Origin of the sequence: Vibrio sp. B183 (assembly GCF_000740665.1) — a bacterium.
In the GTDB taxonomy this organism is placed as follows: Bacteria; Pseudomonadota; Gammaproteobacteria; order Enterobacterales; family Vibrionaceae; genus Vibrio; species Vibrio coralliilyticus.
This window is the reverse complement of record NZ_JPQB01000015.1, coordinates 310290-336317: the sequence shown is the minus strand read 5'-3', so window position 1 is coordinate 336317 and position 26028 is coordinate 310290. Positions and strand designations below refer to the sequence as shown.

At 45.8% G+C, this 26028-nt stretch carries 20 protein-coding genes; 13 read left to right on the top strand and 7 right to left on the bottom strand.

All coding sequences use genetic code 11. The annotated features are described in order from the left end of the window. The first annotated feature begins 135 nt into the window (after positions 1 to 135). On the top strand, positions 136 to 1641 hold the full coding sequence (locus IX95_RS17805; protein ID WP_038162512.1) for an HD domain-containing phosphohydrolase: 1506 nt from the start codon (positions 136 to 138) through the stop codon (positions 1639 to 1641). A gap of 209 nt (positions 1642 to 1850) precedes the next feature. Then, positions 1851 to 3041: an amino acid aminotransferase gene (locus IX95_RS17800; protein WP_038162509.1), complete on the top strand. Its 1191-nt coding sequence runs from the start codon at positions 1851 to 1853 to the stop codon at positions 3039 to 3041. Between the two features lie 59 nt (positions 3042 to 3100). Here the strand turns inward: IX95_RS17800 and IX95_RS17795 are convergent, their stop codons facing one another. The 3 genes from IX95_RS17795 to IX95_RS17785 all read right to left on the bottom strand — a co-directional run bounded on the left by IX95_RS17795 (position 3101) and on the right by IX95_RS17785 (position 6844). Further along, positions 3101 to 3730 (bottom strand): membrane protein, encoded by a 630-nt coding sequence (locus IX95_RS17795; protein ID WP_038162505.1) that lies wholly within the window; start codon positions 3728 to 3730, stop codon positions 3101 to 3103. Positions 3731 to 3896: 166 nt separating this feature from the next. Continuing rightward, positions 3897 to 4274, bottom strand: coding sequence for a hypothetical protein (locus IX95_RS17790; protein ID WP_006958914.1), 378 nt, complete (start codon positions 4272 to 4274; stop codon positions 3897 to 3899). 224 nt (positions 4275 to 4498) lie between these two features. After that, positions 4499 to 6844, bottom strand: a complete 2346-nt coding sequence (locus tag IX95_RS17785) for a helicase-related protein (RefSeq protein ID WP_038162773.1) — start codon at positions 6842 to 6844, stop codon at positions 4499 to 4501. Between the two features lie 144 nt (positions 6845 to 6988). Here IX95_RS17785 and IX95_RS17780 point away from each other — a divergent pair, with 144 nt between their 5' ends. The 4 genes from IX95_RS17780 to IX95_RS17765 all read left to right on the top strand — a co-directional run bounded on the left by IX95_RS17780 (position 6989) and on the right by IX95_RS17765 (position 10946). Further along, on the top strand, positions 6989 to 8677 hold the full coding sequence (locus IX95_RS17780; RefSeq protein WP_006958916.1) for an NAD-dependent malic enzyme: 1689 nt from the start codon (positions 6989 to 6991) through the stop codon (positions 8675 to 8677). A gap of 44 nt (positions 8678 to 8721) precedes the next feature. Beyond that, positions 8722 to 9051 carry a DUF3392 domain-containing protein gene (locus IX95_RS17775; protein WP_019276089.1) on the top strand — a complete coding sequence of 110 codons (330 nt, stop codon included), beginning with the start codon at positions 8722 to 8724 and terminating at the stop codon, positions 9049 to 9051. Further along, positions 9051 to 9797 (top strand): SanA/YdcF family protein, encoded by a 747-nt coding sequence (locus tag IX95_RS17770; RefSeq protein ID WP_019276088.1) that lies wholly within the window; start codon positions 9051 to 9053, stop codon positions 9795 to 9797. The genes IX95_RS17775 and IX95_RS17770 overlap by 1 nt, the downstream gene beginning before the upstream one ends. Positions 9798 to 10121: 324 nt before the next feature. Further along, on the top strand, positions 10122 to 10946 hold the full coding sequence (locus tag IX95_RS17765) for a DUF2797 domain-containing protein (protein WP_038162502.1): 825 nt from the start codon (positions 10122 to 10124) through the stop codon (positions 10944 to 10946). Positions 10947 to 11018: 72 nt separating this feature from the next. Here IX95_RS17765 and IX95_RS17760 read toward each other — a convergent pair whose 3' ends face one another. Continuing rightward, the gene (locus IX95_RS17760) at positions 11019 to 13766 is read right to left on the bottom strand and encodes a M16 family metallopeptidase (RefSeq protein WP_038162499.1); all 2748 of its coding nucleotides are present in this window, start codon (positions 13764 to 13766) and stop codon (positions 11019 to 11021) included. A 284-nt stretch (positions 13767 to 14050) separates the two neighbouring features. On the opposite strand from IX95_RS17760, the gene IX95_RS17755 reads away from it, so the two are divergent. Beyond that, complete coding sequence (locus IX95_RS17755) at positions 14051 to 14794, top strand: SGNH/GDSL hydrolase family protein (protein ID WP_038162496.1); 744 nt, start codon at positions 14051 to 14053, stop codon at positions 14792 to 14794. Between the two features lie 66 nt (positions 14795 to 14860). Then, complete coding sequence (locus IX95_RS17750) at positions 14861 to 15886, top strand: hypothetical protein (RefSeq protein WP_038162493.1); 1026 nt, start codon at positions 14861 to 14863, stop codon at positions 15884 to 15886. Positions 15887 to 15903: 17 nt separating this feature from the next. Here IX95_RS17750 and IX95_RS17745 read toward each other — a convergent pair whose 3' ends face one another. The 3 genes from IX95_RS17745 to IX95_RS17735 all read right to left on the bottom strand — a co-directional run bounded on the left by IX95_RS17745 (position 15904) and on the right by IX95_RS17735 (position 18750). Beyond that, a complete protein-coding gene (locus tag IX95_RS17745; protein ID WP_038162491.1) occupies positions 15904 to 16737 on the bottom strand; it encodes a TauD/TfdA family dioxygenase in 834 nt (277 codons plus the stop codon). Positions 16738 to 16871: 134 nt separating this feature from the next. Further along, complete coding sequence (locus IX95_RS17740; RefSeq protein ID WP_038162488.1) at positions 16872 to 18107, bottom strand: cysteine desulfurase-like protein; 1236 nt, start codon at positions 18105 to 18107, stop codon at positions 16872 to 16874. Next, positions 18091 to 18750: a 2OG-Fe dioxygenase family protein gene (locus IX95_RS17735; RefSeq protein ID WP_031343163.1), complete on the bottom strand. Its 660-nt coding sequence runs from the start codon at positions 18748 to 18750 to the stop codon at positions 18091 to 18093. Before IX95_RS17735 ends, IX95_RS17740 begins: the two co-directional genes overlap by 17 nt. Before the next feature lie 397 nt (positions 18751 to 19147). On the opposite strand from IX95_RS17735, the gene trxB reads away from it, so the two are divergent. From trxB to yidZ, 5 genes are all read left to right on the top strand, one after another. Continuing rightward, positions 19148 to 20110 carry a thioredoxin-disulfide reductase gene (trxB, locus tag IX95_RS17730; RefSeq protein WP_038162486.1) on the top strand — a complete coding sequence of 321 codons (963 nt, stop codon included), beginning with the start codon at positions 19148 to 19150 and terminating at the stop codon, positions 20108 to 20110. 112 nt (positions 20111 to 20222) lie between these two features. Beyond that, complete coding sequence (gene cydD / locus IX95_RS17725) at positions 20223 to 22010, top strand: heme ABC transporter permease/ATP-binding protein CydD (RefSeq protein ID WP_038162483.1); 1788 nt, start codon at positions 20223 to 20225, stop codon at positions 22008 to 22010. Further along, complete coding sequence (gene cydC / locus IX95_RS17720) at positions 22003 to 23724, top strand: heme ABC transporter ATP-binding protein/permease CydC (RefSeq protein ID WP_038162480.1); 1722 nt, start codon at positions 22003 to 22005, stop codon at positions 23722 to 23724. Before cydD ends, cydC begins: the two co-directional genes overlap by 8 nt. A gap of 165 nt (positions 23725 to 23889) precedes the next feature. After that, positions 23890 to 25080, top strand: a complete 1191-nt coding sequence (locus IX95_RS17715; RefSeq protein WP_038162477.1) for an MFS transporter — start codon at positions 23890 to 23892, stop codon at positions 25078 to 25080. Continuing rightward, on the top strand, positions 25055 to 26017 hold the full coding sequence (gene yidZ / locus IX95_RS17710) for an HTH-type transcriptional regulator YidZ (protein ID WP_038162474.1): 963 nt from the start codon (positions 25055 to 25057) through the stop codon (positions 26015 to 26017). The genes IX95_RS17715 and yidZ overlap by 26 nt, the downstream gene beginning before the upstream one ends. The last annotated feature ends 11 nt before the right edge of the window (positions 26018 to 26028 follow it).

Below are 26028 nucleotides of genomic sequence, written 5' to 3'. Positions count from 1 at the left end.
CCACTACTACTAAAGTTGCAAAAATGTATCTAAACTCGAAATTAAACGATAATATCGCGGGTCATTTTATAAATGAAGAATATGAAACTTGGCTTGGCGGAAGCTGAGTACGGCTATAAGAACAAGGGCTAGAAAATGGCTAACTCCAACTATGACGCGCCTCTAACACTTAAACTGTATGCGATTGCGGCTGTGGTTTTTGGTACTTATGGTGGGCGAGTCTGTCCCTTTCTAGAAACACTGACAACTCAAGAGATTTTATTCCACGTCGGTGTAACCTTTGGCGCTCTGTTTCTCGTTCGACATTTTTTGCTCAATAACCATTCTTTACTTGAAGAGCAGCGTCAAGCCCGACTCGATGCCACCCTGTTTTTTATGGGCAGCGTTCCACTCGCGATCTTCTATAACGTCCAATACGATTTTGGGCTCGACAGTAACCTCAAGGTTTTATTTGGGATGACCTTGTTTGGTTTCTTCTCCGGCTTAATTTTGCAATTAATCTCCAAGATTGAGAAATTTGATCAACTGACCCAGACAGAACAATACCATTTTGAACTCAGTGGCGAACGTCAGTCGATGGTCAAACAAATGATCATGATGATCTGCATGTTGCTGATCACCTTGACGACCATGCTCACCATGGTTGCGGTAAAAGACATATTCTGGTTAGAACACAATCCTGAGCGCGTTCTTGATGGCAGTGGCACCATTAGTGTCATTAAAGAGTTTATCTACTTGTCTATAGTACTCGGCGCGTATGTAGTAACCATTCTCGTCCTATGGACCAAACTGATGCGCAAAGTTTTGTTATCTCAAGAGTGTTCTTTGCTGGAAGTCGCTCAGGGAAATATTTCCAAGCGTTTACCTATCTTTGAGCACAATGAGCTAGGCTCGATGGCCTCTCTGACCAACAAGATGCTCGATAGCCTGCAATCAACTCAAGACGAAGTTAAAACCACACGTGATGTCGCGATAGTTTCCCTCTCAGCTCTTGCTGAATCTCGAGATAACGAAACTGGCGCGCATATCTTGCGTACCCAAGAGTACATTCGCGCTTTGGCAAACTACCTTTGCAAATTTGATAAACATAAAGCTCTTCTAACACCTAACTACATCGAACTGCTTTACAAATCTGCTCCACTGCACGACGTGGGTAAAGTGGGTATACCTGACAATATCCTGCTCAAACCCGGTAAGCTCACCGATGAAGAATTCAAGACAATGAAGCGTCACCCTGAAATTGGCGCCAAAGCCCTCTCAATTGCAGAGAAGCATCTGGGCAGTAATTCTTTCCTTCAGCTGGCGAAAGAGATCGCTCTGACTCACCATGAGAAGTGGGACGGTAATGGTTACCCGAAGGGACTAAAAGGAGACGAGATACCGCTCTCGGGCCGTTTGATGGCGCTTGCTGATGTGTATGACGCGCTAATCTCTGAGCGTGTTTACAAAAAAGCCTTCAGCCACGAAAAAGCCAAATCGATTATCCTTGAGGGTAAAGGCAGTCATTTTGATCCTGAACTGGTTGACGCCTTTCTGACTATAGAACAGGAATTTGTCGATATTGCAGACAAATATCGTAGTTTAGAGGCCGAAGAAAATGCGATGGCTTTGGAAGAACTTCAAGCCAACGCGCCAGCCTAAATTCCTTCCAACGACTTCACATCTAATTGCTTAACTCAGTCGCTTATGACCTGCTTTTTATTGGAAAAATGCAGGTTATGCGTTGGGTGATAACAAAATGTGCCTATTTTGTAATTTTCTTACTGGTTGATGTTGTCTCAGCAAGCGCAGATAAGGTATAAATAACCGAAATATTTATATCCTCCCTTCGACTAACATGGATGACAATTATGTTTGAAAAAGTAGTTGCTGCACCTGCAGATCCTATCCTTGGACTGACAGAAGAGTTCAAAAAAGACTCTCGCGCAGACAAAATTAACCTTGGCGTTGGTATTTACAAAAATGAACAAGGTGAAACCCCTGTTCTTGCAACCGTTAAAAAAGCGGAAGCAGCACTAATTGAAAGCGAAAAGACCAAGTCATACCTAACTATCGAAGGGACAGCTGAGTACGGTCTAGCGGTGCAGAAACTACTGTTTGGTGCAGATTCTGACATCGTTGTTAACAAGCTAGCAAAAACTGCTCAAGCTCCTGGCGGTACTGGTGCATTGCGCGTTGCAGGCGAATTCATCAAGCGTCAGTTGGGTGATGTGAAGATCTGGATCAGCAACCCTACTTGGGCTAACCACAATGGTGTCTTCACTGCAGCAGGTATCGAAACTGCTCAGTACAGCTACTACAACGCTGAAACAAAAGATAAAGATTTCGCGGCAATGGTAGCGGATCTTGAACAAGCATCAGAAGGTGATATTGTACTTCTTCATGGCTGCTGCCATAACCCAACGGGCATTGACCCAACACTTGAAGAGTGGGAAACACTAGCCAAACTGATAGCAGACAAAAAACTGCTACCTCTGTTCGACTTCGCTTACCAAGGTTTTGCGAAAGGCGTTGAAGAAGATGCGGCAGGTTTACGTATTTTTGCTAAATACAACAAAGAGATCTTAGTCGCGAGCTCGTTCTCTAAGAACTTTGGCCTTTACAACGAGCGTGTAGGTGCATTCACCTTAGTTGCGGAATCAGAGCAGACAGCGGGCACAGCATTCTCTCAAGTGAAAGCGATCATCCGCTCTATCTACTCTAACCCACCAGCACACGGTAGCGCAGTTGTGACGCACATTCTTAACAATGCTGAACTGCGCAATGAATGGGAAGCGGAAGTAAAAGAAATGCGTGACCGTATTCAAGACATGCGCGAGCTGTTTGTTGCGACACTGAAAGAGCAAGGCGTTGACGCTGACTTTAGCTTCATTGAACGTCAAAACGGTATGTTCTCATTCTCTGGTCTTTCAAAAGAACAGGTGACTCGCCTTAAAGATGAGTTCGGCATCTACATCGTAGGTTCAGGCCGCATCAGCGTAGCAGGTATGACTCGTTCGAACATGCTACCACTTTGTAAAGCACTGGCAGCTGTTCTATAAGCGACCAGAATCCAATAAAAAAGAGCCAGCTAATGCTGGCTCTTTTTGTGTGATAGCACCTAGAACAGATAGCGTATACTAACGCCACCTTCATTGGTCGTCGTTGAACCATTGTTTCGATGCGTATAGAAACCGCCGAAGACCAATTTCGTCGACACCTGATAATCCCCACGCATATTAAAGATATCCTCATCTAGAATATCACTCCGTCTTAACCCACCTGTCACTGACAGCTCCCAGGACTTATTTAACTCGTATTTAAGCGTCAAATCACCGCCCCACATGAACTTATTGTCGCTTGAAATCTTCGCATCTGTAATATCATTAGTTTGCGTTGACCAAATATAACCAGCTTTCGCGCCTGCGACCAAATCCCACTTATCCTCTAATGGATACCTAAATGCGGCACCAGGCAGTAAAGTATAAATTTCTGTAGTGGTGTTTTGCGGATGGATGAACCTCGCTTCGTAATCCAATGTAGCGAGAAATTGATTGTCGATAAGCATGTTGCCGCCCACCGCTAAAGAAGTCACATTGCTGTTCACCCCTAAATTCTCACCAAGCGAGCCCGCACTTAAGTCGGCGTATAGAAAGTTGTAGTTGAGGTTGTTAGTCGTACTTTGCCCGTAAGCAGACAATGACGCCGCCAAAAGCATTGGAGTAAGGAGATAAGGCAGTTTTACTTCCATGAATACCTCTTTAATACAGACGAATAAAGCTAATTTATGGGAGAGAACGCATTCTCGATAATGAGAAATGACTGCCGTTCTGGATTTGAAAGTATAGATCAGTTTGACGCAAGTTATTGAGAGATAAATAGGATTATCTTAAAAGAGAAAGGCCCGTTCTCGGGCCCTAGAAGGTAATGATCAACTCATCTTGCTGATGGCTTTCAATGTGAGTGTTAGAGCGGGTCCTCAGTTTTTCGATTTGCTCTAGCTCTAATTCATAAGGCATAACCAGTTTCAGCTCTTCAATGCCTTCACTTCTTGCCAGTTGCATTAGTGTCAGAATATTGGACTCATCACTGCGGCTTGCTGACAAGGATTTCATTGCCTGATCCCACAAGCGATCTTCCGCCGATACCGTTTCTTTAATCGTACTTTTCCAAGCCAGGCTGAAAATAGGTGCGAAGGTACTCATTGCTTCTAAGAAAGTCCATTTCTTACTGCACGACGCGCCAAGAAAAGAAGTATAGTCGAATACAACACTTGTCTTGCCCTGATGTTCCATATCAATCTCCTCTGGTAGGCAACACAGTGTCCTCAATATCGTCTATCATTAGCCATATAGCAATAGGATATAAAACAATCATCTTTTATACCCATTTTTTTGGTCAAAAAGCTATATCAAAACCAACCCGATAACAAAAGATGCACAAGATAGAGACATGGGTAATCAGTTGCGTAATATTTCAGGGTCAAAATTTATCCTAAGCCAATGGATAGTTATTCTGGCTAGCGGATATCTATAATTCGACTCGCTTTTTTGTATTGCACACGCCAACCTGCCCATCGCGGTAATTCCCAGCGTTTCGGGTCGCCTTTACGTAAACCCGATTTATACACCACGTACACCAGCTTTTTCATCGGTTGATATTCGACGCTCAATTGCAGATCACCAATGTAGAGTTCAAACGGATACATGGCAGCAAAAACTTCATACTCCCAGTAAGGAATGCCTTCAAAAGGAAAATCGTCTGCGCTAAACATCTCTAGCTCCGAAATATCTGTTAATTCCAATATTTCGAGTTGTTCAGTAAACCAAGAGTCGAATGTCAACGATTCCTGAATCGGCGAGCCAGAGGATTTATCCAGTGATTGATACAATTTCCAGTGTTCGATCTGTTGATGCCGCTGTTTAGCAAATCCCGGTAGCAGCTCTTCACGCTTAACGGCTTCAAGTAGTGGTTTAATCGCAAGCTCGCCCTGTGCTTGGGCTTTTTTCGAGGCCACTTTTCGCCCAGCGTACATCATATGGAGTTCTATATGGGGAACGTCGTCCACACTGACCACATCGCCTTCCACCCAATCACCAATCTCTAACTTTTCAAAAAGAGAAAGCCTGACTGGCATCGTCACAGTAGCAAGAGTCAGTGTTTGTTTAACACCACGGCCCGGTAAGCTGTGGGTATCCAGCACCAGTGCCGCCTCAATGTTATCAGGCAAACGACTTGCACGGCCCAAAGTGACTTCCATTTGACCGTTACCTAGGGCTTCGCGGCGCCGCTCTCTTCTGACAAACAACAGCTCAGGATGCAGAGATGCGATTGCTTCAACCAACTCATCGTGAGAGTAACGAGAAGCAACACTAAGCTCAGGTAGCTCGAATACTGCCCGCATTTGCTGACAAAGCACCTGTGCTTCTTTGAGCACATCCTGATCAATGGTCACACCAGAAAGCACGTCCCCACGCACTACTTTAATAGCTATTTCTGCATCACACCCCAAAGGCTCTTCTTTACCAAGCTGCTCTAGTGCTTCTTCATTTGAAGACAAACGATACAGAGACGCTGGCGTCGCCAGCACTGCGGTTAGATCCACCATGGCCTCTTGCAGCTTTCGCTGCGGCATACGAGTCACCAAATCAGCATACAAAGCATCAATCGGAAGCGGGTAAATACGTTGCCCGTGCGCAGTCGCTAGACCGGATTCATCGATAGCCCCCATTCCACGCAAAATGTTTGTTGCCTGAGCAAACGACTTTTCTGGCAATGGTTCCAAAAAGCTCAGCTCAGAAAGAGAATACCCACAACTGGCAGACGCTAACATGGCTTCGGTGAGTGTTTCCCGATGAAGCTCTGGTGGCGTAACGTCCGCTAACGCCGCATGTTCGCCATACAAGCGAATACAGATGCCATCCATCACCCTACCCGCGCGGCCGCTACGTTGTCTCGCGCTCGCTTTAGAAATATGTTTTAGGCTCAGAGTAGTTTTGCCGTTTCTTTGCTCAGTACGTCGCTCCAAACCAGAATCAACAACGGCAACCACATTCGGTATGGTCAGCGAGGTTTCAGCAACGTTAGTCGCGAGCACCACTTTCTGCTTCTCTTGCTGGTTGAGAGCAATCTCTCGCTGTTTATCGGTGACTGAGGCATGCAGCGGCGCTACTATCAGCTCTTCAATATGCGCGAGTACGCTCTGACATTGGGTAATTTCTTTGCGCCCAGGCAGGAAGACCAGAATATCACCATCCAGATCAAGCAAGCTCTCCACTTCTGCCCTGACTTTTTGCTCCAGATTTCGGCTATCCGGCAGTTGCCTTGAATCACCAGCACGATGAGCAATGGCTACCTCAAAATTACGCCCCTTTGCCTGCAGACGTTCGGCACCGACATAACGTGCAAGTTTCTCACCTTCAATGGTCGCGGAGGTAATCACTAAGCGATGTTGGTTATGCTGATTCAATAATGCCACCAGCAAGTCGGTGTCCCAGCGGCGCTCATGAAACTCATCAACAATAATGGTGTTAAAGTCGTTGAGTTGATTTTCAGAGTACCAACGTAGTGCGACACCCGGAGTCACGAAGACAATTTGCGTCTTCTCATCACAGCGGTTTTCCAGCTTAATCGAATACCCCACTGAACGGCCAAGCGGCTCATTTTTCTGCTCTGCGAGAAACTGCGCTAATGAAGTGCAGGCGATACGCCGAGGTTCAATTACTAACACTTTCCCCTGTTCCGCCGCCCATAGTGGTAATCGGGTTGATTTGCCCGAGCCAGTTTCCGCTTCTACTATCATATGGTGAGCAGAAAGAAGGTTCAGAAAGTCGGTTTTGAGGGTATCTATAGGTAAGCTGAACATCGTTTGCGTTGAGATCATGGAAAAGGCGGAAAGTATATACTTAATCTGTGCCAGAATGCATGAATATTCGGTTTACAATATGATCACTAATCCCTATCATTTTCTGGTTCCCGTTCCTTAAGACCCTACGACAATAGGCAAGTGATGAATAACGACAAACGCCCCTTATATATTCCTTTCGCTGGTCCAGCGCTTCTTAGTACGCCTCTTCTCAATAAAGGCAGTGCATTCTCAGCGGAAGAGAGAGCATCTTTTAATCTGGAAGGCTTGCTACCAGAAACAACTGAAACAATTCAGGAACAAGTGGAACGTGCTTACCAGCAGTATCGCAACTTCGAAAGCGATATGGATAAACACATCTACCTACGTAATATTCAGGATACTAACGAAACCTTGTTCTACCGCTTGGTGCAGAACCACGTTTCTGAAATGATGCCTATCATCTACACACCAACTGTAGGTGCGGCATGTGAAAACTTCTCTAACATCTATCGCCGTGGCCGTGGTCTTTTTGTCTCTTACGCTAACCGCGACCGCATCGATGACCTACTTAACAATGCATCCAACCACAATGTAAAAGTCATCGTTGTAACGGATGGTGAGCGTATTCTTGGTCTTGGTGACCAAGGCATTGGTGGTATGGGTATTCCTATCGGTAAGCTAGCTCTATATACAGCGTGTGGTGGTATCAGCCCGGCTTACACACTACCAATCGTATTGGATGTCGGTACTAATAACCCTCAGCGTCTTGCAGACCCAATGTACATGGGCTGGCGTCATCCACGAATTACTGGCTCTGAATACGATGCATTCGTTGAAGAGTTTATTCAGGCTGTTCAGCGCCGCTGGCCAGATGCCCTTATCCAGTTCGAAGACTTCGCACAGAAAAATGCAATGCCTCTGCTAGAGCGCTACAAAGATCGTATTTGTTGCTTTAACGATGATATTCAGGGCACAGCTGCTGTTACTGTCGGCTCACTACTGGCAGCATGTCAGGCGGCTGGCACACAACTGTCTGAACAACGTGTAACTTTCCTTGGTGCCGGTTCTGCAGGTTGTGGTATCGCAGAAGCGATCATCGCTCAAATGGTATCTGAAGGTATTTCTGATGAGCAAGCACGCTCTCAGGTATACATGGTTGACCGTTGGGGCCTACTTCAGGAAGGTATGCCTAACCTACTCGACTTCCAACAACGCCTTGTTCAAAAGCACAGCAACACGGGTGACTGGGAAGCGGAAGGTAATGGTTACTCACTGCTTGACGTTATGCGCAACGCAAAACCAACGGTACTTATCGGCGTATCTGGCGCGCCTGGCTTGTTCAGTGAAGATGTTATCAAGGAGATGCATAAACACTGCCCACGCCCAATCGTATTCCCACTGTCGAACCCAACCAGCCGCGTCGAAGCTACACCGCATGATATTATGCGTTGGACAAATGGCGAAGCTTTGGTCGCGACAGGCAGCCCATTTGATCCGGTTGTATTCGAAGGTAAGACGTTCCCAATCGCTCAATGTAACAACAGCTACATTTTCCCAGGCATTGGTTTAGGTGTACTTGCAGTACAGGCGAAGCGCGTTACTGACGAAATGCTTATGGAATCAAGCCGTGCGCTAGCGACATGCTCACCTTTAGCGATTAATGGTCAAGGTGCGCTATTGCCGCCTCTTGAAGCAATCCACTCGGTATCGAAGAAGATCGCCTTTGCAGTAGCGAAGAAAGCCATTGAACAAGGTGTCGCGCTTGAAATCACTGACGAAGCGCTAGAAGAAGCGATTGAAAACCACTTCTGGCAGCCGGTTTACCGTCGTTACAAACGTACTTCATTCTAATTTCTATATTGATTCAGCCCCTGGTAACAGGGGCTTTTTTGTTTATGATGATTTTTGAATTCCTTTCCCCTGCGGGAAAATATTTACTCCCATATTTAACTGAAATATCAACAGCTCTAATTGCTTGCTTCCTTGTGATGGCAGGGGGCGAGATCAACACTTTGCTAAGAAGAACGCTGCGAAACCACAACTTTGTACTCAGAACCGTAGTATTTGTCTTGATTAACGCCTTTGGTTACGGCTTAATCATTGTTAAAGCAACCCCTTACCTCGCTCGGACATTGCGTGATATGGACGCTGGCATCATGTTCTCAATTATTATTGTCAGCTTTATATTGATTGGTTCATGGGCTCAACGGAATCGACAAATTTAGTGCGAAGACTCTTTCACAGACCTAAACCCTCTGACCATTATTTGGCCTACGCGCTAAAGGGGCTTCGCTATATCCCACTCTTGCTTATCTGCGCGGCTATTTCCCTGTTCTTGATTGACCGCTGGGTCTCTTATCAGACCAAAGATCAGCTCTATACCAACCCAGAGCAAATTGGCAATTTCGATGTTGCCGTTGTGCTGGGGACGAGTAAATATCTAGGCAAGATCCTCAATGATTACTACACCAATCGTATTAACGCCGCGATTGATTTATACCAGAATGACAAAGTCGATAACTTTCTGTTAAGCGGTGATAATGCTCATCGTTCCTACAACGAACCTTGGACGATGAAGCGTGACTTGCTTAAGGCTGAAGTGCCAGAGAATCATATCTATCTCGATTACGCTGGATTCCGCACCCTCGATTCTATTGTTCGCGCAAAAGAGATTTTCGACACTGATAACTTCTTGATCATCACTCAAAAGTTCCATTGCGAGCGAGCATTATTCATCGCCAATTTTCACAATATCAACGCTAAGTGCTTCGCGGTACCGGGGCCATCAACACACTCTGGTTATCAAATAAGGTTGAGAGAAGTATTTGCCCGCGCTAAAGCCGTGCTTGACCTGTATATCACCCGAGCCAAACCAAAGTTCCTTGGTCCTAAAGAGCCGATTAATACAAACGAAGCGGAGCAGCTCGTGGTTGAAGAAAGCGTGATGGAAAACGAAGCGATTACTAACTGATTTCAATTCGGTTGCACCCATTAGTTTTCACTTGGTATAAAGCTTCATCTGCTCGCGTCAGCTTTATCATTGTTCTGTTTAAAAAATCGAAATCTAAATAGATGCCAGATAAAGCTTTGCCGTGCTTGCCGTTGTACCGATAACACCAACTTCTGGCCTCGTCTCAACTCCATAATTATCTTTATAAAAACTAGCACTTTTGTATGGTAGCGAAGGTAGCATTATTGCCGAATCGCTTTCTCTGCTACACTAGCTCTGAGTAAAACAGCTCGACTAAAACACCAATCCATATAAGAGCTGTAAAATATAAAAAAGAGCAATGTCATGTCTTTAATCGCAAAAGGTACGCTGAGTAAAATGCGTGCTTCCTTAGATGGTGAGGTTCACTATCGTCTTCCGGTTGGCGAAGAACTCGTCGACCTCAAACCTTTCATAGGCCAGAGCATCACCTTGACTCACACGGGCAACATTTTTTGTAGCTCTTGTGGGAAAAAGACTAAGAAGAGCTATTCCCAAGGTCACTGTTTTGTATGCATGAAAAAACTCGCCAGCTGCGATATGTGCATTATGAAACCGGAAACGTGTCACTATGATCAAGGCACATGTCGCGAGCCGCAGTGGGGCGAAGATAACTGCATGGTTGATCATTTCGTCTATCTTTCGAATACATCTAGCCTCAAAGTCGGAATTACCCGCCATACACAGATCCCGATACGTTGGATTGATCAAGGCGCAACCCAAGGTCTACCAATATTCAAAGTAAAGACTCGTCAGATCTCGGGGCTGATAGAAGTTGAGTTGGCGAAGCATATTGCAGATAAAACCAACTGGCGAACTTTGTTGAAAGAAGATGGCGAGCCAATGCCACTTGAAGAGAAGTTTGCAGAGCTATTGCCGTTGGTTGAGGACAAAATCGCTGAGATCAAGCAGCAATTCGGTGATGATGCGATTGAGATACTCAACGCTGATATCACGTCCATCAGCTACCCAGTTTTGCAGCACCCGACAAAAATCACATCGCATAACTTTGATAAGAACCCTGAAGTGACTGGTGTCTTACAGGGGATCAAAGGTCAGTATATGATTTTTGATACTGGTGTTATCAACATCCGCAAATTCACTTCCTACGAAGTCGAAGTCAGCGCTTAATTCAAAGATACATTGAAATAACTAAAAAGCCCTTTCACTAAAAAATGAAAGGGCTTTTTGTCATACGGAGGCTTATTGGTCTAGCGGGCTGAGTAAGTATTTATACTTCTCTGCACTTTGACCAAATGATTCAACAATACGAACTCTCACGTCATCTAACGTGATTGTTTTTGCCACATCTCTTGCCTGAGTAAAAGAATCCTGACCAAAACCATTCACCAAGGTTAACGCACGGAACCAAGCTACGTCTGAGGGGTAGTTAATCGTGTCTTCGAGGTACACATCCAACTGTTCCTTAGCGATAGTTAATTCCTCCTGGGTCACTGCTGCGATGAGTTTTTGAATGACCTTGTCTATAGCCTGCTCGACTTTAGTCAGGTCTTCCACTGCAACTTGCGCTTCGAGTGTCCAATCGGTTGCCGGCTCATTGTGGTCGGTAGAGTAGTAGCTATCAGGAGCATAATCTAAGCTCAGCTCTTCACGCACATACGCATCTAATCGTCTGACTAAAATACGTTGAATAACTTCATCAACCAATGACAGTTTGGCATCCTGAGGTCGCGCCGATTTATTGATGACACGTAATAGATAACGACTGTTTGGTTCATTGTTGATCGCCAGGTTAACTTTGCTATCGGAGCGATCATTAAAATTCACTTGATAAGATGGCATTGTTGCCGCTTCTAGTGGAATAGTCGCAACATAATTCTTCACACCGTGTACAACCTGCGAAGATTCTAACCCAGCCACTATCACCAATTTGCTATTACGAGATTTCCTAAATAGCTCATCATATGCTTGTTGAACTTGATCTACCGTTACGTTTTCAAATTCATGACCTTTGATAGGAAAATAGACGCTTTGCTGTGCGTAGGTATTAGTTTCAATCGCGTCATACCATTGACCGAGTGGCGATCTAAGGTAAGACATCAGTTCATCAGAGTATTCCTTCTTTAACACCTCAAGCTGCTGTTCACTGAACTTAGGATACACCATTAGGTTGTACAGAAGCTTGAGGACATCATTGACCTGATCTTTAGGAACACTAATTTCGAAGCCATGTTCTGTTCCGTTAATGTAAATCTGTACATCAATATTATTCTTGCGAACATACGACTTGAGCTGCGGACCATTAAACTGACCAACACCACTCTTTATAATTGTTGCAAGAAGCAACTGAGATGCGGGTAACAGCTCTCTGTTCAATACGGCTTTACCACCTGCCGACATATAAACAATGTGAGCAAAATCGCTGTCATTTTCAGGGTCAAATAGCACATCTATGCCATTATCCAAAGACCAAGTTGCTTCTCCATTATTGCCATTTATGGCGTCAGGCAAAGGGTTAATAGACTCGACTTCAATCAATCCATCTACGTCTGTACTGATACGATTACTGGCAACACCAGGCATTCCATACATGCTTTTCCACTCAGGTAGAGTTTGCTTCACTTGCTCAACCGATTCTGTGCGATCAGTACCGACGAACATATCATATGAATAAGATAGCATATTTCGTGCATGTTGATTGATGACCTCAATATCCGCTGTCCGCAGTAATTGATCGAGGCTGCGTTTGTAATCAGCTAACGACTGAGAAGGTTCACCTTCTGCCAATTGGAACGTTCGGTCTTCAGCAAAATCTTCAGCTCCCCGCTGAAACCAATCATCATCTGCATGTTCACGACTGCTTCGATACTCTGCCATTACTACGTCTAATTCCTCCTGACTCACACCGTGATCCCTTATTGACGCCAAAGTCTTCAAAAACAGAGGCTGGACGGTATCTCTGTCTTGGGAAGAAAATGCAATAGACGCATCGTATACACGCTCATTAACATTGGTGTAGATACTGGAATTAAAGCCACGCAAAGGTAATGCATGCTCCGAGTATACAGCGTCCAATCGATGCGATATTAATCGCGCAACAATGCTATCCTTCCAAGACTCGATAAGATCTTCTCTTGTTAGAACCTCAGCATTGCCAAGGTAAAATATCAACCCAGCCAAGGACGGCTCATCAATACCCACTTGAGCCACAAAATCGCCTTTATTAATCTCTGCTTTTGATCGAGCCGGCGGTGGTAGGTCACTGGTCGGCTGCCAATCGGCAAACATCTTCTCAACCAAAGCCTTTGCATCTTTACGCTTAATGTCCCCTACGATAATCAGTTCACTTGATTGAGGCTGATACCAAGTATCATAAAACGCTTTAAGTGATTGAGAAGTCGCGTTTTGGATAGTCTCAGGCGTACCAATCGCTTCTTTTCCTTCATAAGGTGTCCCTTTCACGATGTTTTCATAGGCTTTGTCGTAGAAAGACTGATGCTCAGGTACCCTACGGCGATATTCAGCCAGAACTACGCCTTTTTCACGCTCAACTTCGTCTGGTGCAAATGTGACACGACTAGCGACATCTCTTAGCCAAAGCATCGCTTTATCCAGTTCATCTTGATTAGGTAAACTGAGTGTATAGACCGTTTCCTCATACGAGGTATAAGCGTTGACATCGTGTCCACTCGCCCCAGTTTTCTCCATCAACTCAATGACTTCATTTGGCGTAAAGTTTTCACTGCCATTAAATGCCATATGCTCGACAAAGTGAGCGTATCCAAGTTGGTCTGGCTTTTCTTCCAGAGAGCCAGCATGAACAAACAAGCGAAGAGATATCGCTTCAGTATCAATCGGATAAATGTGGTATTTCAGCCCGTTATCTAACTGACCAGACGTCCAGTTAGTATCTTGCTGAATAGGAATGCTCGTACTTTGCTGAGCACAACCGGTCAGCAGTAAAACGAACCAAATCAGGACTTTCTTCATAATAGCCAAACTTCTTTGTTTTTATATTTACCCGAAATATAACTTCTAATGTATCAATGTCGATAGTCAATTTAATGAGAATTTACTTACAAACATCCCTTTTCTTCCCTAGATGAATACTTTTCAAACGAACACGCGTTCAGTGCATAGCTCTCACTAAATATCTGAGTCTTTTGTCATTAAACATGTTTTATTTCAATATTTTGAAACATTTCAATATGCCAACTAAATTCAATTGGAGCACGATTTTAGTGCTTAACGTCAATCTATTAGTGAGAAGAAAAATGAAAACAATACAAAAGAACAGAAACGTTGGCTCTTCACCTCTACTTAAAGCGGCAACAAGCACGGCACTGCTCGCTTTACTAGCAGGATGCGTAGGTAACCCGTACGTGACCGAAGCTGAACGCAACGATGTGATTACACTGGGCGATTCCATTTTTGACCTTTCAGGAGAACTACAGCAATTTCTTGAAGGGCCTGAAATGGCCAATACCACGTTCCGTGATTACACCTTAAGCGGCGCAAAGCTGAGTGGAGGGGTTGTCGCCAAACCTGTTGTTGAGCAATATCAAGATGCTCAGAGCGATGACCCGAACATTAATGTCATAGTGATGGATGGAGGCGGTAACGACATCTTGTTGCCCGCAGCTGTCTTTGACCCTCATAAATGTAAAACCACTTGGTATCGTCCAGAACTAAGCAGTAAATGTAAAAGCTTGGTTGACGATGTATATGTCGAGACCGTGAACTTACTAAACGAAATGGATCAAAATGGTGTTCAGCAAGTGATTTACTTAGGCTATTACTACACCACTGGTGACAAGGAAAACCTTCATCAGGCTATCGACTTTGGCGATAACCGTCTGGCTGATGCGTGTACAAACACCACCGTTTCTTGTCAGTTTGTCGATCCTAGACCCTACATCGCACCAGAAGATGTCTTATCAGACAATATTCATCCCACCACATCGGGCTCTCAAAAATTGGCTCAGCTAATCTGGCCTTACCTACAAGCCGTACTGTAGCGGCTTAAATTCAATCGCCGGTGGGCAACCACCGGTGAACTGTTTAAAACTGATAAGGAGAAAAGAATGAGTAAGTGGGTGTGGGCTTCAGCCGTTTGTGCCATTGCAGGGGTGGGAGTTTGGTTTGCGCCTATCGCAATCAACAGTGTTCCTGTCATCTTGTCTGCGGAGGAGAGTACGGATCACTCTGCCGAAGTGTTGTCTGAACGAGTCACTGGCCAAGAAGAACGTAATGCATTCAACATCGTCAATAGCCTCGCGATTCAATTACAAAATGAGCTCAAGGATCGTATTAACCAAATTGAAATTCAGGTAGGACTGCGTGATTTTAGAAACTATCTGGCAGAAAAATACCCAGACCAATCCCCTTCCCTTTTTCATGAGGTGATCAAACAAGCTTTTCCGGAATACGCAGACATCATCTTTGAGAAAATCGCTTTGATGGAGGATTATGAACAATGGCTACTCTCTGAAATGAAGCCTCTACTCGCAATGACATTTGAAGAGAAACAAATAGCGGTGTGGGCAAAACGACGTGAACTGTTTGGCGACGACGCCGATATCATTTGGTCAGCAGAGCTTGCCGAGCGGGAGCAAAGAATCGCTGATACGCAAAAGTCGATTGAATTGCTCAACAGCGCTTATGATATGGAAATCAATCAACGTCTTTTTACACTCAAAGCCACCATTGAAACCAACTTTGCAGAACAAGCTGGAGGAAAAATCCTTAGCCCTGCAATGATGGCGAGCACTTTCTTCAGCCTTGATTCTGTCCAACATGACTTGAGCAATATGTCTCCCTACGAAAGAGCACAGCAGCTAGCCAGCATCCGTAGAGATTTAGGCTATAGCGAATCACAAATCGAAAAGGCGGCAAAGCAGGATGAAGAAAATGAGCTCCGCTGGCAAATTGGCTACCAATATATGGGGGAAAGGCAGGCGCTGTTAGCCAGTCTATCCGGCGAAGAGTTAGACAATCAGCTAACTCAACTTCGTACCAACTATTTCGGCGATCAAGCGTCCACGCTCGAAAGAGAAGAGCAACAAGGTTTCTATCGATTTGAGCGACCACGTGTATACGGCAGAAACTAAGGGACGCTCAGCACTGTCTAGGCTGGAAGCAAGTCGGAGCCACGAACCGTTACGCGATGAAGTCGGCGCGGCTGATCACCATAATCAGTCACAGCAAAATGCTGAGTACAGATATTATCCCAGATGGCAACAGAACCCGGTTGCCATGAAAACCGTACCTGATATTCAGGTTGCCGTGCTAAAGCAAACAGTTGGTCGAGCCGTTTTCGACTTCCTCTCTCTTCGAGCTCGTTAATACGATGGGTAAACTGCTCATTAACGTACGCGGTCAGATTGCCTGTTTCCGGATGACGGACGACAAGAGGGTGTTTAACAGGTGGATAACCTTGAGATACTGTCGCTACGTGGCTCTCTCCTTGTTCATTAACGGAGTCATAACGACTGCCTTCGAACGCGTGCAGCCCATGCGTCGCCGTTAGCCCCTGTAAAGCATGTTGCTCATCACTGGTTAGGCTTGACCATACCGCTTCCATCGAAGTCCAGATGGTGTCTCCTCCATGCGGAGGACAATGCTGTGCTTGCAGGATAGAGCAACGACACGGCGTAGCCTGCCAAGTTAAATCTGTATGCCAGAAGCTTTCACCGGGGGGATTACCGGGAGAAGTCTCAATCACAACCACTTGCTCTTCGTCATCTAGGTGAGGAAAAAACGGGTGTACCGGCTCCAAGTCACCAAAACGTTTTGCCAGCCTAATCTGTTGCTGCGGTGTCATTCCCTGATCTCGAAAGAACAATACCTTATGTTTGAGGTACGCTTGGTACAGAGCATCAAATTCTTGCTCACTCAGATTAGAAAGATCAACGCCTTCAACTAAAGCGCCAATGTGCTCTGAGAGCGGTGTTAGATTCACGGCTTATCCTTATTACATCCTGCTTAGAGAAATCAGACCGTCAGATAGAATAATTCCTTTCGCACGATCAAAAAAGACCCTACATGAGGGTCTTTATAACGGCTCAAAAGCCAGATAAAAAATCTCGGACCGCTCTATTGCCCTAAGATAAGTTTCAATTCATCAAACAAGATATCGACTTCTTCCAATGTGTTGTAGTGCATGAAACCAATTCGAACAACACCACCTGATTCCTCAAGACCAAGTTGGCGAACCAAGCCAAGTGCATAGAAGTGTCCGTTCCAGACACAGATGTTGCGCTTACCAAGTTTCTTAGCGATCTCTTCAGGTGAATGGTTGTCAAACGTCAGAGCAAAAGTTGGTGTTCTAACTTCACTGTTGGCATCATCACGACCTAATAAAGTCACACCTTCCAGTTCCGCTAAACGAGCAAGAAAACGTTCGCTGATCGCCGATTCATGCTGATTGAACTGCTGGAAAGAGTCGATCAGTCGAGTGCGAACATCATCACCATCGTTGCCCCATTGAGCCAGATACTTCACTGCAGCAATAACACCTGCTAGTCCTTCAAAGCTCTGAGTTCCGGTTTCAAATCTCCCCGGACCGATATCGGTTGCGGGCTCGACTTTATATGGCTGTAAAGCCTGCAGCCACTTAGGTGCAACATAGGCAATCCCAACGTGCGGGCCAAAGAACTTATAAGCAGAACAAGCAAGGAAATCACAACCCAGTTGTTGAACATCGACCAGATGGTGCGGCGCGTAATGCACTGCATCAACGTAAACCATTGCCCCGACGTTGTGCGCAGCTTCAACTACACGTTTCACATCCACAATCGATCCTGTGGTATTCGATGCGTAAGTCAGCGCAACAAGTTTAGTCTGGGGACTGATCAGCGATAGCAAATGTTCTATGTCTAGTGAGCAGTCTTGCTCGTTAACTCGAGCCTGAAGGACTTTCGCTTGCTTATCATCGGCCGCTTGCTGCCAGCTAGAGACATTAGAATAATGATCGAGAGACGTAACAATGATTTCGTCACCCGCTCGCCAGTTGCGACTGATCGCTCGGCTAAGCTGGAAAGTGAGAGACGTCATGTTGGCGCCAAAGACAATGTTGTCACTTGACTCTGCATTCACTAGCGCTTGTGCAGACTCTCTCGCTTGTTTCATCAAATCGGTGGTATGGGCACTGGAAAAATAGTGACCACCAAGATTCGAATTAAAAAAGCCAAGATACGCGGTCATCGCCTCAAGTACACTATTTGGCACCTGTGAACCACCCGGCCCATCAAGAAACATCACCGGCAGATCATTGTGACTTTGCTGTAGCGCACGAAACTGTGCGCGTACCAAATTAGGAGTGAAGTTCATTCACGGCTTCCTTCGCGGTTAGTACAAATACGTCCATATACCCTTCTTCTCCCTCAATCACAGAGCGAATAGGCGTCGCGTTATGCCATAACTTATTGTCAGCCAACATAGCGACTTCACCGTTTTGCAGAACTTTACGGAAGAAAGGCGCCTCGTTAAAGCTGCTGTATAGCATCACATCACCACCTTCGATGTTGTGGCGCCCCATCCCGATAAGAGCAATATGCTCAAAGCCATCCTGATGCACGCCTTCAGGAGCGACCTGCGTCTCATCAAAAATCGCAGAGATTCGCATTTGGTGAATTTCAATTTCCTGACCGTCCGCCAGCTTGTTTGCATCTACAAAAAGCTGACAAATTTCACGCATACCTTCACTTTGGAGAGTCGGTGTTTCAATCGGCTCGAATTGACGCACGACATTGCCCTGAAAACGGTTAATGTCATCCGTTTGCATGAACTCATTTTTTTGAAGATCAATAACCTGACCATCTTTAAACTGAATCACAGAGTAACGGCGCAAACGGAATTTTCCATCTGCATGCTCGGTATTAGGTAGCTTGGTAAAAGACGGCGCCAACTGTGCAAAAGCAGAGTCACTTAGCTTTGTAAGCTGCAAAGTTGTTTCGCGGTTATGTAACATCATCATCTCCTTAATGAATGTTCACACTGAAATATAGGATTAACATCTTATTCACAATTATTATTTGCGCATTTATATCGCCAGATCAACAAATATCAGCACTTACATCCAACAAAAATAATAATTAAGAACTTTAATCCAATAATTTATAAAATTTCAGTTATACGAACCAGTTTACAAGTTTCGCAACTCCAAAATTCAGATGACTTATCTATTAACAGCGATATATATCTTTTAGCTCAATCGGTTAAGAGTAAAATTAGGCTTTGAAAGCGCCATCGTTTGCGTTCTAATCTATAACCATTAATTACATTTCCGCGACTTGCTAACGCTTTCAATAGCCCCCACTATTCCATACAATCGAAAGAAATTGATAAGCGTCACCGCTAATGGAGCACAAATGAGCGACGTAAAACACAGTAAGCTACTTATTCTTGGTTCTGGCCCTGCAGGCTATACAGCAGCGGTTTACGCTGCACGCGCTAATCTTAATCCAGTACTCGTAACTGGCATGCAACAAGGTGGTCAGTTAACTACGACAACTGAAGTTGAGAACTGGCCAGGTGATCCTGAAGGTCTAACAGGACCAGCATTGATGGATCGCATGAAAGAGCATGCCGAGCGCTTTGAGACGGAAATCGTGTTTGATCATGTCAACGAAGTTGATTTCAGCCAGCGCCCATTCCGATTGAAAGGCGACAGTGGCGAATACACGTGTGATGCGTTGATCATCTCTACCGGTGCCTCTGCCAAGTATCTTGGTCTTGAATCCGAGGAAGCGTTCAAAGGTCGTGGCGTATCAGCATGTGCAACCTGTGATGGTTTCTTCTACCGTAACCAAAAAGTGGCGGTTGTGGGCGGCGGAAACACCGCTGTTGAAGAGGCGCTTTACCTCTCTAACATTGCTTCAGAAGTACATCTGATTCACCGTCGTGACAGCTTCAGAGCTGAAAAGATTCTGGTTAAACGCTTGATGGATAAAGTCGAAAACGGCAACATCATTCTGCATACCGATCGTACTCTGGAAGAAGTCACTGGGGACGATATGGGTGTGACGGGCGTTCGCATTAAAAACACCAAGTCAGATTCTATTGAAGAGCTAGAAGTGATGGGTGCTTTCATCGCAATTGGTCACCAACCTAATACTGGCATTTTCGAAGGCCAGCTAGAGATGAAAGACGGCTATATCATCGTTCAGTCGGGTCTTGAAGGTAATGCAACTGAGACTAGTGTTCCTGGTGTTTTCGCCGCTGGTGACGTCATGGATCACAACTACCGTCAGGCGATCACGTCAGCTGGAACAGGCTGTATGGCCGCTCTGGATGCAGAACGTTATTTAGACGCTCTTGCAGACAGTAAATAATATTTTTCATTTTTGACTCAAATCCTTAAAGCCTCGTGGTATTCCCACGAGGCTTTCTTTTGTATAATCGCGAGCTTCGACTAGTCATAATAATTATCATTAAGCCTTCACGATGGACAAAAAGAAACAGCGCAGCTTGAATAAATGGCTCAAGCAGCAAAGTAAGTTAGCGAAACGCTGGCTGATGATTGCTGTTGGCCTCGGCGTACTTTCAAGCGTGTTCTTGTTAGCTCAAGCAGCCTTGCTCGCCACCATTCTTCATCAATTGATCATTGAACAGGTCGACAAATATGAACTTGTTCGTTATTTCCTAGGTTTAGCCGCCGTCATTGGCGTTCGAGCGCTATGTTCGTGGGGCCGAGAGATAGCAGGCTATCGCTGCGGCGAGCAAATTCGTATCTATATACGTCAGCTAATTCTCGACAAACTCCGAGAATTAGGACCTGCTTACATCAAAGGTAAACCTGCTGGTTCGTGGGCAACATTGTTGCTTGAACAAGTAGAAGATATGCATGATTTCTTTGCTCGCTACCTGCCACAGATGTCCTTGTCTGTGCTGGTTCCTTTCGTGATTCTTATTGTTGTCTTCCCGGTGAACTGGGCAGCCGGACTAATCTTCTTGCTGACCGCCCCGTTAGTGCCGATGTTTATGGCTCTTGTCGGTATGAAAGCAGCCGACGCAAACCGCAAGAACTTTAAAGCATTACAGCGTTTATCCGGTCACTTTTATGACCGTTTACAGTCAATGACCACCATTCGTCTGTTTGACCGAACCAAAGCGGAAACTGAAGTGATGCGTGGGGCTTCTGAAGTATTCCGAACTCGTACAATGGATGTACTCAAGATTGCGTTTCTTTCATCTGCCGTTCTGGAATTCTTTACCTCTATTTCCATTGCACTGACAGCCGTATATTTCGGTTTTGCCTTTATCGGCGAGCTTAACTTTGGCGACTATGGCGCGGGTGTAACCTTGATGGCTGGCCTGTTCATTCTGGTGCTGGCTCCTGAGTTTTATCAGCCGCTGCGTGATTTAGGCACTTTCTATCACGCGAAGCAACAAGCGGTTGGGGCTGCTGAAAGCATTGTTGAGTTTCTTGATACAGATGTCAGTGCTGTTCGTTCAGGTGACAAAACGCTCAGCGCGAATGACGCTATTTCCATCCAAGCAAAAGATTTAGAGGTGTTCTCACCTGAAGGCACTAAATTGCTTGGTCCGGTGAGTTTTGAACTATCGACAGCTCAGACAACAGCTTTAGTTGGCCCAAGTGGCGCCGGCAAAACCAGCTTAATCAATGCGATACTCGGATTCCTCCCATATCAAGGGTCACTCACCATCAATGGCATTGAGAGAACAGCGCTGAATCTCGAAAGCTGGCGGGAAAAAATCAGCTGGGTTGGCCAGAACCCGTTGCTGTTGCATGGTTCTATTCGTGACAACATCACGTTGGGCAAAGACAACGTTTCAGATGACGCCATCCAAACCGCATTGCAAGAGTCTTTCTCCGCAGAATTCGTTGAGCAACACGGGCTCGATTACGCGGTATCCGACCGCTCTGGTGGCCTTTCCGTTGGTCAGGCTCAACGACTTGCTTTGGCAAGGGCAATGGTTCAAAACGGTCAGTTCTGGTTGCTTGATGAACCAACTGCAAGTCTGGATGCACGCAGTGAGCGCTTGGTCATGCAGGGGCTAGCTGGTCAGGTCGAAGGTAAAACAACGCTGATGGTCACCCACCAGCTTAGTCCTCTACAAAACGTTGAACAGATTCTGGTCATGGAAAACGGCGAGATTGTTCAAAGTGGTCACTACAACGAACTCTCTAATCAAGAGGGGTTATTCCAAAATATGCTTCAGGCGAATTACGCTCTGAACCAAGCCAATAAGGGGAATCTCGATGCGTGATTTAGTTCCCTACCTAAAACTGTATAAAAAGCACTGGTTCGGCCTATCGCTGGGAATGCTGCTGGCCTTCCTAACTCTATTTGCTTCTATTGGCCTGCTTACTTTGTCAGGTTGGTTCCTATCTGCCGCTGCAGTGGCCGGGTTAACTATCGCCCGAGAAACCTTCAACTACATGCTGCCAGGGGCTTTTGTCCGTGGCTTTGCTATGGGACGTACCGCTGGTCGATGGGGTGAGCGCGTAGTCAGCCACAACGCCACCTTCAAGCTACTGACCGACCTGCGTATTTTCTTCTTCTCTAAGCTCGCACCATTAATTCCGGGTCGAGTATCAAACCTGCGTGATGCGGACTTGCTCAACCGCCTAGTTGCCGACATCGACGCGATGGACCACGTCTACCTGCGCCTTGTCAGCCCTATGGTCGTAGGCACACTTGGCATCCTAGGTTTAACAGCGCTAATTTGCTGGTTTGACATGGAGCTCGGCTTAACGCTTGGCGCCATTCTTATGGCTTTACTGCTCATCTGGCCAGTGTTGTTCTACAAATTAGGTAAAACTAATGGCGCAGAGCTGACACAGAACAAAGCCGACCTGCGTATTGCGACATTGGATTGGTTACAAGGCTATAGCGAGCTCACCCTGTTTGGAGCCGAAGAGCGTTACCGCAATGCGATTTTAAATGTGCAAGAACGCTTGCTGAAGAATCAGTATTTTAATGCTCACTTTGCAGGTTTAGCACAAGCATTGTTGATGCTTGCCAATGGTTGGACGATCGTTCTTATGCTATGGCTAGCGGCAGACGGCGTCGGCGGTAATATGCCCGATCCTATGGTTGCCTTGGTGGTATTCGCCACAATGGCCAGTGTCGAGCTTCTAATGCCAATAGCCGGCGCTTTCCAGCATTTGGGTCAAACACTGACTTCAGCACGTCGATTAAACGACATCATCTTGTCCGAGCCCGACGTTCAGTTCCCAGAGCAAAACACGCAGCACGACAACGCATATTCAATTGAGTATGAGAATGTCACTTTCCGTTATCCGGATGGCGATTCAAATACACTGCAAGACATTAGCCTGCAAATCCCTGCCAAGCACCGCATCGCAGTGGTAGGTCAGACTGGTTCCGGTAAATCGACATTAATGCAGTTGCTGAATCGCTATTGGGACACGCAGCAAGGCGACATTAAGATTGCAGGCCAATCCATTCGTCATTGGAGTGAAAGCCAGCTTCGTCAGGCAATCAGCGTGGTCAGCCAAAGGGTTGATATCTTGAATGGCACTTTGCGTGACAACGTGTTGATGGCCTCTCCTGATGCCAGTGATGAAATACTAAGCGAATCTCTGACTAAAGTAGGACTTGAAAAACTACTCGATGATCAGGGCTTGGATACTTGGTTAGGTGACGGTGGTCGTCAGTTGTCCGGAGGTGAGAAACGCCGCATCGGTATCGCTAGAGCGCTGCTTCATAATGGCCCTATTTTGTTATTAGACGAGCCGACCGAAGGCTTGGATAAGCAAACTGAGCAACAGATCATGCAGCTGTTTGAACAGCATTTTGAAGACAAAACGGTCGTCTTCATCACTCACCGTTTAGTCGACCTTGATAAGATGGATTCCATTTGTCTGATTGAGCAAGGTCAGATAGTTGAGCATGGCAGCCATCAGGCGCTGCTTGAAAAACAAGGGCGATATTTCGCGCTCAACCAAACGCTATAAACACAAGGGGCAATATCGATTGCCCCTTTTTTGTCCCAGCCTCCCAATCGCTCTCATTCATACAGGGTTTGTCGTAATTGGAAATACCCGTTGTCGTATTTCCCACTCGCGGTTCCCTCAAGCGCAATTTAGTATCAAGGCTTCTGAATTCGCGAGGTTTCCACGATTCGATTTTTGCTTTGTAGCTTTGCTCTTGTTTTACTCTATCCCACGGCCATAGACCTGTATCTGGTTGGTTTACCGCAAATCGCTCAGGATTTAAATGCAACAGAAGCCGAGCTGCACATTGCCTTTTCAATCTATCTGGCAGGTATGGCGACCACTATGCTAGTCGCAGGTCGAATTGCGGATTCTTCAGGTAGGAAGCCAGTAGCAATTATCGGGGCCACCATATTTGTCGCAGCGTCCATTCTGGGCGCTACATCGACCCAAAGTACTGAGTTTCTCATCGCGAGATTTGCACAGGGTATCGGAGCTGGCTCCTGTTACGTCGTTGCATTTGCGATTTTGCGCGATGTGTTAGACGATCAGCGAAGAGCCAAGGTTCTATCAATGATTAACGGCATCACTTGCATCGTGCCAGTCATTGCCCCCGTCATCGGCCATTTGATTATGCTTCAATACCCTTGGTCTGCGCTTTTCACCACCATGTCCGGAATGGGTGTGATCGTCTGTCTTCTATCGCTCTTTGCTCTAAAAGAGAGCCGACCTAAGACCGCCAAGCAACCTTTGAATGAGCCCGCTAACTTAGAGAGTGAATCTTTTAAAGACAGTTACTTCTTGAGTCGTCTGATGGTGACTTCATTTAGTGTCACCATGATCCTGACATACGTTAATGTTTCACCAATGCTGATTATGAGTGATATGGGTTTCGATCGCGGCGGCTATTCGACCGTTATGGCGCTCACTGCGTTAATCAGTATGCTCACGTCTTTCTCTGCGCCTCTCCTGCTGGCCCGATTTGAGCAGCGAAGTTTGAGCCTGTTATCCCAAACGTTTTTTGCGGCTTCCGCCACTACGTTATTCATCACTAACTTTATTCAATTGAGTCACATCGGCTACTTCATAGGCTTTGGGCTGTTGTGTGCTGGCTTTTCTCTCGGCTTTGGCGTGGCCATGAGCCAGGCACTCAGCCCTTTTTCTAAACGTGCCGGCGTTGCCAGCTCTTTATTGGGAATTTCACAAGTGTGCAGCTCAGCCTTCTACATATGGTTAGCGGGTATTTTGGGCATCAGTGCTCTAAACATGCTGATAATAATACTGGCGGCAGGTAGCCTAATCAGCTTTGCTCTAATACTATGGATACCAAAACCGACACCACTACATCGTTATGAAGAAATCTCTGGAACGGCTTGATCTCAATTTACTGTTTACATTGCAGCTTCTGCTTCAGGAGCTGAGTGTTTCCAGAGCAGCGAAAAAGCTCAATGTTACGCCTTCGACCGTCAGTAAATCACTGGGGAAGCTGCGCGATTGGTTTGATGATCCTTTGTTTGTCAAAACTCCCACCGGACTGGCACCCACACCGCTGCCCCTCAGTATGGAGCAAGACCTCAATGACTGGTTGCAAATCAGTGCTCAGATTGCAGAAAGGCGCACTCAAGAGTCCACGAAAGGGATTCAGTTTCATCTCGCGATAGAGTCACCTTTATTACTGACTTTACTCGGTGAGCTTCTTCAGCAGATACATGAACGCTACCCACAGGCCAAAGTCAAAACCAGCAACTGGGATTACGACTCGCTTGAGGCCATCATCCGCGGTGATGCGGACATCGGTTTTACCGGTCGAGAAAGTCATCCTCGCTCTAACGAGTCACTTGACCTTCTCCCCTACTTTGTAGATTACGAAGTCCTGTTTACCGATCTACCCAAAGTCTATTTACGTGATGACCACCCAGCGCTTAAGCAAGAGTGGAATCTAGATACCTTTCTTCGTTACACCCACATTAATATCCTTTGGGAGAAGAGTGAGACTTGGGCGCTTGATAACGTCCTTGCAGAACAAGGCCTGAGCCGAACCAGTACATTAACCATGGCAAGCTTTGAGCAATCTCTGTTTATGGCAGCCCAAGCGGGTCATGAGTACATCACTACTGCCCCAAATTACTGCGAGCATTACGTCAAACAGTTACACTCCAACCTCATTAGTTTACCTATACCGGTTGAAGATGAGTTTAAGCAAAAGTTGATGATTCCATTTACGTTAATTTGGCATAAGCGCAACGCATACAATCCGAAAATCAATTGGTTGCGAGAAAACATTAAGCAACTTAGTATGCGCAATCACACTTAATTGGAACGGAA

Excerpts from the sequence above, each read along its gene's own strand:
- IX95_RS17805 (WP_038162512.1), top strand. The coding sequence starts at position 136 with ATGGCTAACTCCAACTATGACGCGCCTCTAACACTTAAACTGTATGCG.
- IX95_RS17740 (WP_038162488.1), bottom strand. The coding sequence starts at position 18,107 with ATGAACTTCACTCCTAATTTGGTACGCGCACAGTTTCGTGCGCTACAG.
- IX95_RS17785 (WP_038162773.1), bottom strand. The coding sequence starts at position 6,844 with ATGTTCAGCTTACCTATAGATACCCTCAAAACCGACTTTCTGAACCTT.
- IX95_RS17735 (WP_031343163.1), bottom strand. The coding sequence starts at position 18,750 with ATGATGTTACATAACCGCGAAACAACTTTGCAGCTTACAAAGCTAAGT.
- yidZ (WP_038162474.1), top strand. The coding sequence starts at position 25,055 with ATGAAGAAATCTCTGGAACGGCTTGATCTCAATTTACTGTTTACATTG.
- IX95_RS17795 (WP_038162505.1), bottom strand. The coding sequence starts at position 3,730 with ATGGAAGTAAAACTGCCTTATCTCCTTACTCCAATGCTTTTGGCGGCG.
- trxB (WP_038162486.1), top strand. The coding sequence starts at position 19,148 with ATGAGCGACGTAAAACACAGTAAGCTACTTATTCTTGGTTCTGGCCCT.
- cydD (WP_038162483.1), top strand. The coding sequence starts at position 20,223 with ATGGACAAAAAGAAACAGCGCAGCTTGAATAAATGGCTCAAGCAGCAA.
- IX95_RS17790 (WP_006958914.1), bottom strand. The coding sequence starts at position 4,274 with ATGGAACATCAGGGCAAGACAAGTGTTGTATTCGACTATACTTCTTTT.
- IX95_RS17750 (WP_038162493.1), top strand. The coding sequence starts at position 14,861 with ATGAGTAAGTGGGTGTGGGCTTCAGCCGTTTGTGCCATTGCAGGGGTG.
- IX95_RS17800 (WP_038162509.1), top strand. The coding sequence starts at position 1,851 with ATGTTTGAAAAAGTAGTTGCTGCACCTGCAGATCCTATCCTTGGACTG.
- IX95_RS17780 (WP_006958916.1), top strand. The coding sequence starts at position 6,989 with ATGAATAACGACAAACGCCCCTTATATATTCCTTTCGCTGGTCCAGCG.
- IX95_RS17760 (WP_038162499.1), bottom strand. The coding sequence starts at position 13,766 with ATGAAGAAAGTCCTGATTTGGTTCGTTTTACTGCTGACCGGTTGTGCT.
- IX95_RS17755 (WP_038162496.1), top strand. The coding sequence starts at position 14,051 with ATGAAAACAATACAAAAGAACAGAAACGTTGGCTCTTCACCTCTACTT.
- IX95_RS17775 (WP_019276089.1), top strand. The coding sequence starts at position 8,722 with ATGATGATTTTTGAATTCCTTTCCCCTGCGGGAAAATATTTACTCCCA.
- cydC (WP_038162480.1), top strand. The coding sequence starts at position 22,003 with ATGCGTGATTTAGTTCCCTACCTAAAACTGTATAAAAAGCACTGGTTC.
- IX95_RS17765 (WP_038162502.1), top strand. The coding sequence starts at position 10,122 with ATGTCTTTAATCGCAAAAGGTACGCTGAGTAAAATGCGTGCTTCCTTA.